We start from the raw sequence: 12,281 nt of genomic DNA, 5'->3' as shown, positions 1-12,281 counted from the left end.
GTAGAGTGTTCCACATGAGCGACACCCCAGTACTGTCAGCCCGCACGCACTTCGTGGTCGTCACGATCGGCTCGGCCGGCGACCTCTTTCCCTTCATGGCGATGGCGCTGGCCCTGCGCGAACGCGGCCACCGCGTCAGCTTCCTCGCGCCCGAACAGCACGAGCCCTACGTCGCCGGCTCCGGACTGCCTTTCGTCGGCCTGCCCGCCGACCCGGCCGTGCTGGCCGACCCCGATCTCTGGCATCCGACGCGCGGCTTCGGCGTGGTCTGGCGCGCGACCCGGCCGGCGATGGCGCAGATCCTGCCCTTCGTCGACGCCTTGCCGCAGGACGAGCCGCTCGTGCTGCTGGCGCATCCGCTGGCGCTGCCGGAAGCAGATTTATGTCGGGCGCAGCGTCCCGGCCTGAAGGTGGTCGCGGCTTACCTCGCGCCACAGAACCTGCCGACCGTCCACGATCCGCTGATGTTCGGTCCCTGGCCGGTGCCGCGCTGGGTGCCGCTCGCCCTGCGGTGCTGGCTGCTGCGGCGCCTGGCCGCGGCCTTCATCGATCCGGTGGCGATACCGGACGTGAACGCGGCGCGACAGGCGCGCGGCTTGCCGGCGGCAGGCAGCCTGCTCGATCACATCTTTGCCGTGCCCGAGCTGTCGGTCACGCTGTTCCCCGATTGGTTCGCACCGACCCAGCCGGACTGGCCCCAGCCCTTGTACCGCGCCGATTTTCCGCTGTTCGATCCGAAGCTGGATGCGGCGATGTCGCCCGAGCTCGAAGCCTTCCTGGCGACGGAGCAAGGCGGCAAGCCGCTCGCATTCACCCACGGCACCGGCAACACCCAGGCGCGCGCCTACTTCGAGCACGCGAGCAGGGCAGTACAGCAGCTCGGCCTGCGCGCCATCTTCCTGACCCCGCACCGGGAACAACTGCCGGCCGCGCTGCCGCCGGGCATCCTGTGGCAGGAGTATGTGCCGCTGCGCCGCCTGCTGCCGCACCTGTCGCTACTGGCCCACCACGGCGGCATCGGCACCACGGCGGAATGCCTGCGCGCAGGCACGCCCCAGCTGGTGGTGCCGCTGGCGCACGACCAGTTCGACAACGCGGCGCGCGTGAGGGCGTTGGGTGCCGGTGGCAGTTTGCCGGCGTCGAAGCTCAACGAAGAAAGGCTGACGCGGGCCCTGCAAGGCATCCTCGGCGATGACACCCTGGCCCGGCGCAGCCGAGAGATCGCCAGGCGCTTCGCCCCCGAGCAGGCGCTGCAGGACCTGTGCGCGCAACTGGAAATCCTCGCCGCCAGCCGTAATTGATGAGCCAGGGCAACGGCGCGCCGGCCGCCGCCGAAAGCGCGCAAGAATGGCGTTTTCCCGCGATTTCCCTGGAGAGCACATGCAACGAAGCGCACTGGTCGTCGGCGCGAGCGGCATCGGCGGCCGCTACACCGCCCGCGAGCTGCTGGCCCATGGCTGGACCGTCTACGGCCTGGCGCGCCATCCGCCGCGCGACCTGCCGGGCCTGATCCCGGTGGCGGCCGACCTGCTCGAAGTGGTCGGACTGGAAGCGGCGCTGGCTGAAGCGATGGGCAACGATGCGCCCACCCACGTCTTCATCACGACCTGGATGCGCCAGGCCACGGAGGCCGAAAACATCCGTGTCAACGCACTGCTGGTGCGCAACCTGCTCGATGCGCTGTCCTCGAAGAAATCGCTGCGCCACGTGGCGCTGGTGACCGGCCTGAAGCACTACCTTGGCCCCTTCGAAGCCTATGCCAGCTCCGGCACCCTGCCGGACACGCCGCTGCGTGAATCCCAGCCGCGCCTGCCGCTCGACAATTTTTACTATGCCCAGGAAGACGAGGTCTACGCCGCCGCTGCACGCGACCGCTTCACCTGGAGCATCCACCGCCCGCACAGCATCATCGGCATGGCGGTCGGCAACGCCATGAACATGGGCACCACGCTGGCCGTGTACGCCTCGATCTGCAAGGAAACCGGGCGCCCCTTCCAGTTCCCGGGATCGGAAGCGCAGTGGAACGGCCTGTGCGACGTCACCGATGCGCGCATGCTGGCAAAGCAACTGCGCTGGGCCGCGGACACGGACGCCGCGCGCAACGAAGCCTTCAACATCACCAACGGCGATTATTTCCGCTGGAGCTGGCTGTGGCGCCGGCTCGCGGCCTGGTTCGGCGTGCAGGCCGAAGGCTGGAGCGGCACCGTGCAGTCGCTGGAAGCCGCGATGGCGAACGACGCCGAACTCTGGGCCGACATGGCGCGCCGCCACGGCCTGCAGGAGGCCGACCTGAGCCGCCTGGCCTCGCCCTGGCACACCGACCTCGACCTCGGCCGCCCGATCGAAGTGATGACGGACATGGCCAACAGCCGCCGGCTGGGATTTGCCTGCTGGCAGGCTACCGAGGATTCCTTCTTCGACCTGTTTGCGGCTTTGCGGGCGCAGCGCCTGATTCCCTGACCGCATGGGTGCGCCACCGCACCGCAGGAAACAGCCCGCTGCGATGTAATGCCCCCATCCCGACAAGCTCACCGGAGGGCCAATGCGCCGCAAGCAGGAAGCTGAGACACCATCGACTCACGCCGACCACGGCCGCGTGCGCGTGCGTGGCGCGCGCGAGCACAACCTCAAGAACGTGAACGTGGAGCTGCCGCGCGACGCCCTGGTCGTGTTCACCGGCGTCTCCGGCTCCGGCAAGTCCTCGCTGGCGTTCGGCACCCTGTACGCGGAGGCGCAGCGGCGCTACCTGGAATCGGTGTCGCCCTACGCGCGCCGGCTGTTCCACCAGATGCCGGTGCCGGAAGTCGACGAGATCGACGGCCTGCCGCCGGCGGTGGCCCTGCAGCAGCAGCGCGGCACGCCTACCGCGCGCTCCTCGGTCGGCAGCGTCAGCACCTTGTCGAACTCCCTGCGCATGCTGTATTCGCGCGCCGGCGACTATCCGCCGGATCAGCCGCTGTTGTATGCCGAGTCCTTTTCGCCGAATACCGCGGAAGGCGCCTGTCCGCAGTGTTCGGGCCTGGGCCGCGTGTATGAAGCGACCGAGGAATCGATGGTGCCGGACGATACGCTCACCATCCGCGAGCGCGCCGTCGCCGCCTGGCCGCCGGCCTGGCATGGCCAGAACCTGCGCGACATCCTCGTCACCATGGGCTACGACGTCGACACGCCCTGGCGCGACTTGCCGAAGAAGGACCGCGACTGGATCCTGTACACCGACGAGACACCGACGGTCCCGGTCTACGCCGGCCTGACGCCCGAGGAGACGAAGCGCGCGCTGAAGCGCAAGGAGACGCCCAGCTACCAGGGCACCTTCACCGGCGCGCGCCGCTACGTGCTGCAGACCTTTGCCAACACCGAAAGCGCGTCGATGAAAAAGCGCGTGGCGCGCTACATGGTCAGCACCGAGTGCCCGCTGTGCCGCGGCAAGCGGCTGCGCCAGGAAGCATTGTCGGTGACCTTCGCCGGCCTGGATATCACCGAGCTGTCGCGCCTTCCGCTCGAACGCCTGGCGCAGCTGATGAAGCCTTTCGCCAAGGGAGACGTGCCCGCGCACACCGCGGCCGCCAAGCACCCGGAGCAGCTCATCGTCACCAAGCGCATCGCCGCCGACCTGTGTGCGCGCCTTGGGGTCCTGCTCGACCTCGGCCTGGGCTACCTGGCGCTGGAGCGCAGCACGCCGACCCTGTCGCCGGGCGAATTGCAGCGCCTGCGGCTGGCGACCCAGGTGCGTTCCAGCCTGTTTGGCGTGGTGTATGTGCTGGACGAGCCCTCGGCCGGCCTGCATCCGGCGGATACCGAGGCGCTGCTGGCGGCCCTCGACCAGTTGAAGGGCGCCGGCAATTCCCTGTTCGTGGTCGAACACGCGCTGGACGTGATCCGCTGCGCCGACTGGATCGTCGACGTCGGCCCGCAGGCGGGCGAGGGCGGCGGCGAGATCCTTTACAGCGGCCCGCCGGAGGGACTGAAAAAGGTCGAGCGTTCGCACACGCGGCGCTATCTGTTCGATGAAATCAAGACGGAACCGGGCACCCTGCGCGAGCCCAGTGGCTGGCTGAAGCTCGAAGGCGTCACCCGCAACAACCTGCACGATCTGCAGGTGGCATTCCCGCTCGGCGTGATGAGCTGCGTGACCGGCGTGTCCGGTTCCGGCAAGTCGAGCCTGGTGAGCCAGGTGCTGGTCGATCTGGTCACCGAGGCGTTGGGGCAGGGCGCGCCCGAGGAGGAAGCGGAGCTGGAGCCGGGCCTGGAGCAGGAGCCGCAGATCGAAACCGAAGGCCGCATCGCGAGCGGCATGGAGGGCGTAAAACGCCTGGTGCGGGTCGACCAGAAGCCGATCGGACGGACGCCGCGCTCCAACCTCGCCACCTATACCGGCCTGTTCGACCAGGTGCGCAAGCTGTTCGCGGCCACCCCGGCGGCGAAGAAGAAGCGCTACGATGCCGGGCGCTTCTCGTTCAACGTCGCCAAGGGCCGCTGCGAGCATTGCGCCGGCGAGGGTTTCGTGATGGTCGAGCTGCTGTTCCTGCCCAGCGTCTACGCGCCTTGCCCGACCTGCGAAGGTGCGCGCTACAACGCCGACACGCTGAAGATCACTTATAAAGAGAAGAACATCGCCGACGTGCTGCGCATGACGGTGGACGAAGCCCACGCCTTTTTCGAAGACCAGGAAGCGGTCGCGCGGCCGCTGCAGGTGCTGCGCGAAGTCGGTCTGGGCTATTTGCGCCTGGGGCAGAGCGCGACCGAGCTGTCGGGCGGCGAGGCCCAGCGGATCAAGCTGGCGACGGAATTGCAGCGCGCCACCCGCGGCGGCGCTCTGTACGTGCTGGACGAGCCGACCACCGGCCTGCATCCGCTCGACACCGACCGCCTGGTCGCCCAGCTGAACCGCCTGGTCGACGCCGGCAATACCGTCATCATGGTCGAGCACACGATGCGGGTGGCGGCCGCCTGCGATTGGGTCATCGACATCGGTCCCGGCGCCGGCGAGGCGGGCGGCACCGTGGTGGCCTCGGGGCCGCCGAAGAAGGTGGCTGGCGTCCGCGCGAGCCGAACTGCCCCCTATCTTGCCCGGTATTTACGCTAACATCACGGTACAAAGCGGGTTCAACAGAACGCGGCGGGTTTTGCAATTGCGTTACACTTAGGATATTTTTTTCCTAAAGTTAGCGAATAAGCATGACCGGATCGAGTATCGACAGCAGCCAGTTCCGCCGCATCCTGTCCCGTAACGTCGCCATGCCGCTGGGCATGGGGGTGTTGAGCGCACTGGTCTTCGTAGGCATCATCGCCTACCTGATCAATGTGCTCAGCTGGGTCGAGCATTCCGAGCGGGTGATCGGCAAGGCCAATGAAGTGAGCCGCATGTCGATCGACATGCAGGCGGGCCTGCGAGGCTATCTTTTGGCGGGTGACGCCGATTTGCTGGTGCCTTACCAGACAGCCAAGAATCAACTCGCCGATGAGCTTGCCGGTCTGGACAAGCTGGTCGTCGACAATGCTTCGCAGCTCGGGCGCATTGGCCGGATCCGCGCTGCCCTTCGCCAATACGAGGCCTACGCCGAGGACATGATCGCGCGCCGCCGCAACAATGTCGATTTCACCGAAGTGCTGAAAAGCGGCCGCGGCAAGGTCATTACCGATGAAGTGAGGCGTCAATTCGCCGACTTCATCGCGGAGGAGGAGCGACTGCTCCAGGACCGCAACAGCTCGTCGCGCTCGGTGATTGCCTGGTCGGTCGGTGCTTTCCTGCTGTTCAGCCTGACAGTGGCCGGCCTGCTGGCCCTGTTCGGCCGCCGCGAACTGGTTAAACTGTCGAACTCTTATGGCGAAATCCTGGCGCACGAGGCCGAGCACAATGCGCTGCTGCGCCACCAGGACTGGCTGCGTACCGGCCAGGCCGAGCTGGCGACGAAAAGCGCCAACCTGCACGAACTGGAACCCCTGGCGGAGGCCGTGCTGGACTACGTCACGCCCTACCTGGGCGGTGTCGTGGCCGCCATGTACGCGCGCAGCGACGACGGCACACTGACCCGCATCGGCGCCTATGGCTTCGCGCACCAGGACAAGCATGCCAGGGTGATCCAGCCGACCGAATCGCTGGCCGCGCAAGCCGCCAACCAGGACCGCATCCTCACCCTGCGCGAACTGCCGCCGGACTACATCAAGGTCGGCTCGGGACTGGGCGAAACCGCGCCGCGCGAACTGCTGATCGCACCGATCCGCAACCACGGCAAGATCAAGGGCGTGATCGAGATCGGCTTCCTGCGCGAAGTGAGGGAGCGCGATACCGAATTCATGGAATTCATCGCGGCGGCGGTGGGCGCTTCCGTCGCCTCGGTGGTCTACCGCCAGCGCCTGCAGGTGGCGCTGGAAGAGCAGCAGGCCATGAACGAAGAGCTGCAGGTCCAGCAGGAAGAGCTGCGCACCGCCAACGAGGAGTTGGAAGAGCAGTCGCGCGCCCTCGAGGAATCGCAGACCGCGCTGGAGAACCAGCAGGCGGAACTCGAGCAGACCAACGAGCAGCTGGCCGAGCAGGCCGCCAACCTCGACATCAAGAACACGGCGCTGACCACGGCGCAGGACCAGCTGCGCGAGCGCGCGCTGGAGCTGGAGCGCGCCAGCCGCTACAAGTCGGAGTTCCTGGCAAACATGTCGCACGAGCTGAGGACGCCGCTCAACAGCTCGCTGATCCTGGCCAAGCTGCTGTCGGATAACGCGGCCGGCAACCTGAACGAAGAGCAGGTGCGCTTCGCCCAGACCATTTACTCGGCCGGCAACGACCTGCTGAACCTGATCAACGACATCCTCGACATCTCCAAGGTCGAGGCCGGCAAGCTGGAACTGGTGCCGGAAGAGCTGCCGCTGCGCCGCATGATCGAGGGCCTGGCGCGTACCTTCGAGCCGCTGGCGCGCCAGAAGGAACTGGAGTTCTCGCTGACGGTCGAGCCCAACGTGCCGATGTCCATCCACACCGACCGCCAGCGCCTCGAGCAGATCCTGAAAAACCTGCTGTCGAACGCCGTCAAATTCACGGATGCCGGGCGCGTCCGCCTGACTGTCAGCGCGAATGCCGACGGCTGGGTGCAGTTTACGGTGCAGGATTCCGGCATCGGCATCGCGCCCGATCAGCAGGACAAGATCTTCGACGCCTTCCACCAGGCCGACGGCTCGACCGCGCGCAAGTACGGCGGCACCGGCCTGGGCCTGTCGATCTCGCGCGACCTCACCAGCCTGCTGGGCGGCACCCTGACCCTGGCCAGCACCCTGGGCGAGGGCAGCACGTTCACGCTCAGCCTGCCGCGCAACGGCACTGTCGCCGCCACCCCGCCGGCGCCCCAGCTGGTGCATGCGGCGCCGCCTGTGCGCACCCCCGCGCCGGCGCCGGTCGTGGTCGAAACCGAGGAAGCCCAGCCGGCCGGCCCGCGCTTCGAAGATGACCGCGCCGAGCCTGCCGCCGGCCGCCGCACCGCGCTGGTGATCGAGGACGAGCCGGAGTTCGCGCGCATCCTCTACGGCCTGGCGCACGACATGGACTTCCGCTGCCTGGTCGCGCTGAGGGCGGAGGAGGGCCTGGAACTGGCCACTTCCGAGAACCCGGATGCGATCCTGCTCGACATGCGCCTGCCGGACCGTTCCGGCCTGTCGGTGCTGCAGCAGCTGAAGGAAAATCCGTCGACACGCCACATTCCGGTGCACGTGGTATCGAGCCAGGAAAATGGCGGCGAAGCCCTGCACCTGGGGGCGATCGGCTATGCGCTGAAACCCACCACCCGCGAACAGCTGGAAGCCGTGTTCCTGAAGCTCAAGGAAAAATCGGCCCAGCAAGTGAAACGCGTGCTGCTGGTCGAGGACGACGAGCGCCAGCGCGAAAGCGTGGTCCAGCTGATTTCGGACAACGACGTCGAGATCGCCGCCGTCGGTTCGGGCGAGGAAGCGCTGAACCTGTTGCGCTCGCAGATTTTCGACTGCATGATCATCGACTTGAAGCTGCCCGACATGCAGGGCAATGACTTGCTCAAGGCTATGTCCATGGAGGAACTCTGCTCCTTCCCGCCGGTGATTGTTTACACGGGACGCAACCTGACCCGCGAGGAAGAAGCCGAGCTGCTGAAGTATTCGCGCTCGATCATCATCAAGGGCGCGCGTTCGCCTGAGCGCCTGCTGGACGAGGTGACGCTGTTCCTGCACAAGGTGGAGTCGACGCTGTCCTCCGAGCGCCAGACCATGCTCAAGAGCGTGCGCGGGCGCGACCGCGTGTTCGAAGGCAGGACCATCCTGCTGGTGGACGACGACGTGCGCAATGTGTTCGCGCTGACCAGTGCGCTGGAGCAGCGCGGGGCGCACGTGGAGGTGGGCCGCAACGGCTTCGAAGCCCTTGCCAAGCTCGACGAAGTGGACGCTATCGACCTGGTACTGATGGATGTGATGATGCCCGGCATGGACGGACTGGAAGCGACGCGCAGGATCCGCCAGGACCAGCGTTTCGCGCGCCTGCCCATCATCGCGATCACGGCCAAGGCCATGAAGGATGACCAGGAACAGTGCCTGGCGGCCGGCGCCAACGATTACCTGGCCAAGCCGATCGACCTGACCCGGCTGTACTCGCTGCTGCGGGTATGGATGCCGACCATGGAGCGGATTTGACGAAGCCTCCAAGCGACATCGACATCGAACTGCGGATGCTGGTCGAAGCTGTCTACCTCAAGTACAACTACGACTTCCGCGACTACACCGGCGCTTCGCAAAAGCGCCGCGTGCTGGCCGCCATGCGCGTGATGGAATGCGATACCGTGTCCGCGCTGCAGGCCAGGGTGATGCACGAGCCGGCCGCCTTTGCCCAGCTGCTGCAATTCCTGACCATCCCGGTCACGGAAATGTTCCGCGATCCGGAGTACTACCTGGCGCTGCGCCAGCAGGTCGTTCCCTTCCTCAAGACCTATCCCTCGCTGAAGATCTGGGTGGCCGGCTGCAGCACCGGCGAGGAAGTGTATTCTCTGGCGATCCTGCTGAAGGAAGAAGGCCTGCTCGAGCGCAGCCTGATCTACGCCACCGACATCAACCAGGAATCGCTGGAGGCGGCGCGGCGCGGCGTGATGCCGCTCGAGCGCATGCGCCTGTACACCGAGAACTACCAGAAGTCGGGCGGCACGCAAGCCTTCTCGGACTATTACACGGCAGCTTACGGCGGCGCCCTGTTCGAGCGCTCGCTGGTGGAGAACGTGACCTTCGCCGACCACAGCCTGGCCACCGACAGCGTGTTCGCCGAAACGCACTTCATCAGCTGCCGCAACGTGATGATCTACTTTAACCGGCGCCTGCAGAACCGGGTGCTGGGCCTGTTCCACGAATCGCTGGTGCACCGCGGCTTCCTGGGCCTGGGCAGCAAGGAGAGCATCGACTTCTCCAGCTATGCCCAGCGCTTCGAGCCGCTGGCCAAGCGCGAGCGAGTGTTCCGCAAGGTGGGGCAATCATGAGCACGGATATCCAGGCCGCGCTGGCCGGCCGCCGCGTCGAAGCGGTGGTGATCGGCGCCTCCGCCGGCGGCGTCGAGGCCCTGGGCGCGCTGCTGCCTTCGCTGCCGGCCGATTACAGCCTGCCGGTAGTCTGCATCCTGCATCTGCCGGGCGACCGCGAAAGCCGGTTGGCGGAACTGTTTTCCGAGCGCCTGCCGCTGCCCGTCAAGGAAGCGGCCGACAAGGAGGCCATCGCGCCGGGCACCGTCTACTTTGCCGGTTCCGGCTACCACCTGTCGGTGGAGCAGGACCGCACGTTTTCGCTGAGCTGCGAACCGCCCGTGCATTTCGCGCGCCCGGCCATCGACGTGCTGATGGAATCCAGCGCCGACGCCTACGGCCCCGGCCTGGTGGGCATCCTGCTGACCGGCGCCAACCATGACGGCGCCGAAGGCATGGCGCAGATTCACGCCAACGGCGGCCTGACCGTCGTGCAAGATCCCGATGACGCCCAGGTGGCCACCATGCCGAAGAGCGCCATCGCCCGTTTTTCCCCGCACCTGATCCTGCCATTGGCCCGCATCGGGGCGCTGCTGCCCATGCTGGAGACCCGATTATCATGAGCGCACAAGACCCAAGCAAACTGCTGATCGTCGACGACCTGCCGGAAAACCTGCGCGCGCTGGACGCCCTGATCCGCGACGAGAAGCGCCAGGTATTCCAGGCGCAATCTGGCGAGGAAGCGCTGACCCTGATGCTCGAGCATGAGTTCGCGCTCGCCATCCTGGACGTGCAGATGCCCGGCATGGACGGCTTCGAGCTGGCCGAGCTGATGCGAGGCACCGAGCGCACCCGCAATATCCCGATCGTGTTCGTGTCCGCCGCCGGGCGCGAGCTGAACTATGCGTTCAAGGGCTACGAGCAGGGCGCCGTCGACTTCCTCTACAAGCCGCTCGATCCGGACGCCGTGCGCAGCAAGGTCAACGTCTTTGTGACCCTGGACCAGCAGCGGCGCGAGATGCGGCGCCAGATGGAAGCGCTGGAGCGTAGCCGGCGCGAGCAGGAAACCCTGCTGCGCGAGCTGAACCAGACCCAGGAAGAGCTGCAGCGCTCGCTGCGCATGCGCGACGACTTCATGTCGCTGGTGGCGCATGAGCTGCGTACGCCGCTCAACACGCTGTTCCTGGAAACGCAGATGCGCAGCCTGCAGCTCAAGCGCGGCAACCTGCCTGCCTTCAACCCGGACCAGATGACCGGCATGATCAAGCGCGACGAGCGCCAGATCAAGGCCATGATCCGCCTGATCGACGACATGCTGGACGTCTCGCGCATGAAGAGCGGCACGCTGTCGATCCGCCCGGCCAAGGTCGAGCTGATGGGCCTGCTGGAACGGGTGGTCAACGACCTCTCCCTGCAGGCGGCAGCGGCCAGTTCGACCCTGCAGCTGGCCAGCCACGAGCCGGTGGAAGGCGTGTGGGACGAGTTCCGCATCGAGCAGGTGATCGTCAACCTGCTGACCAACGCGCTGCGCTACGGCGGCGGCGGCACCGTCGAGCTCAGCGTGCACCAGATCGGCTGCAATGTGCGCATCGACGTGCGCGACCACGGCAAGGGCATCGCGCCCGACTTCATCGACCGCATCTTCGAACCCTACGAACGCGGCGCCAAGGCAGGCGAGCCGAAGGGGCTGGGCCTGGGCCTGTACATCTCGCGCCAGCTGGCTACCTCGCACGGCGGCGAGCTGACGGTGCAGAGCACGCCGGGGCAGGGGGCGACTTTCAGCCTGCTGTTGCCGTGCTCGGAAGTGGATGTGCCGGCTGCTGCCGTCTCCGCTTGAATCTCGTGACGTGGGCTCGGGGAGCCCACCCTACATTGTGCGACCGTAGGGTGGGCACCCCGTGCCCACGCAGCCTACTGATAGTTAAAATCAATTGATGAAATCCGTTCAATTAATTTCACATTGAGCGGTGCGCGCGGTATAGTGCGTACCTAACGTTTTTTTTAACCCCGAAAGAGGAGCTTTCATGTCCATCATCAACACCGAAATCAAACCGTTCAAAGCAACCGCTTTCCATGATGGCAAGTTCGTCGACCTGACCGAAGCCGACTTCAAGGGCACCTGGTCGGTTCTGATGTTCTACCCGGCCGACTTCACCTTCGTCTGCCCGACCGAACTGGAAGACCTGGCTGCTTTCCAGCCGGAATTCGCGAAGATGGGCGTCAAAGTCTACGGCGTGTCGACCGACAGCCACTTTGCCCACAAGGCATGGCACGACACTTCGGATGCCATCAAGAAAGTGAACTACCCGCTGATCGGCGACCCGACCGGCACCCTGTCGCGTAACTTCGAAGTCATGATCGAAGAAGAAGGCATGGCCCTGCGCGGTACCTTCGTGATCAATCCGGAAGGCCAGATCAAGGTCATGGAAGTGCACGACAACGGCATCGGCCGCGACGCATCGGAACTGATGCGCAAGGTCAAGGCTGCCCAGTACGTCGCAGCCCACCCGGGCGAAGTCTGCCCGGCCAAGTGGACCGAAGGCGCCGAAACCCTGAAGCCGTCGCTGGACCTGGTCGGCAAGATCTAATCGACATGTGGCGTGGGCACGGGGTGCCCACCCTACAATTGGCGATACGGTAGGGTGGGCTCCCCGAGCCCACGAGCAGTATAAGTAATACCTGTAGCACAGGAGACCGTCCGCGAGGGGCGGCCGGTCTCCCACCCCTCCCCGAAATGCCGCCCGCGTATGCCGGCTGGCCATTGAATGACAGGCGATCAAACTGGTCGATCTGCCGGTACAGATTTACGACTTTGATTTGAAGGAT

8 protein-coding genes are annotated in these 12,281 nt (G+C 66.0%); all 8 read left to right on the top strand.

What is annotated here, in order from left to right; all coding sequences use genetic code 11:
* The first annotated feature begins 14 nt into the window (after positions 1–14).
* The 8 genes from AC07PE_RS02395 (at position 15) to ahpC (ending at position 12,043) form a co-directional block, all read left to right on the top strand.
* Positions 15–1,301, top strand: coding sequence for a glycosyltransferase (locus tag AC07PE_RS02395; protein WP_498761224.1), 1,287 nt, complete (start codon positions 15–17; stop codon positions 1,299–1,301).
* Between the two features lie 79 nt (positions 1,302–1,380).
* On the top strand, positions 1,381–2,460 hold the full coding sequence (locus AC07PE_RS02390; protein ID WP_498761222.1) for an SDR family oxidoreductase: 1,080 nt from the start codon (positions 1,381–1,383) through the stop codon (positions 2,458–2,460).
* An 82-nt stretch (positions 2,461–2,542) separates the two neighbouring features.
* Complete coding sequence (locus AC07PE_RS02385) at positions 2,543–5,086, top strand: excinuclease ABC subunit UvrA (protein WP_498761220.1); 2,544 nt, start codon at positions 2,543–2,545, stop codon at positions 5,084–5,086.
* Positions 5,087–5,178: 92 nt separating this feature from the next.
* Entirely contained in the window at positions 5,179–8,646 is a 3,468-nt protein-coding gene (locus AC07PE_RS02380; protein ID WP_498761218.1) for a response regulator, read from the top strand.
* Entirely contained in the window at positions 8,619–9,476 is an 858-nt protein-coding gene (locus AC07PE_RS02375) for a CheR family methyltransferase (protein WP_498761216.1), read from the top strand. The genes AC07PE_RS02380 and AC07PE_RS02375 overlap by 28 nt, the downstream gene beginning before the upstream one ends.
* A complete protein-coding gene (locus AC07PE_RS02370; protein ID WP_498761214.1) occupies positions 9,473–10,078 on the top strand; it encodes a chemotaxis protein CheB in 606 nt (201 codons plus the stop codon). The genes AC07PE_RS02375 and AC07PE_RS02370 overlap by 4 nt, the downstream gene beginning before the upstream one ends.
* The gene (locus tag AC07PE_RS02365) at positions 10,075–11,292 is read left to right on the top strand and encodes a hybrid sensor histidine kinase/response regulator (RefSeq protein ID WP_498761212.1); all 1,218 of its coding nucleotides are present in this window, start codon (positions 10,075–10,077) and stop codon (positions 11,290–11,292) included. Before AC07PE_RS02370 ends, AC07PE_RS02365 begins: the two co-directional genes overlap by 4 nt.
* Positions 11,293–11,479: 187 nt before the next feature.
* Entirely contained in the window at positions 11,480–12,043 is a 564-nt protein-coding gene (ahpC, locus tag AC07PE_RS02360; protein WP_230025919.1) for an alkyl hydroperoxide reductase subunit C, read from the top strand.
* Positions 12,044–12,281: the final 238 nt, after the last annotated feature.

The sequence above is a fragment of the Telluria sp. GW821-FHT07G12 genome, assembly GCF_059418525.1.
This window is presented reverse-complemented; position numbering and strand designations above follow the sequence as displayed.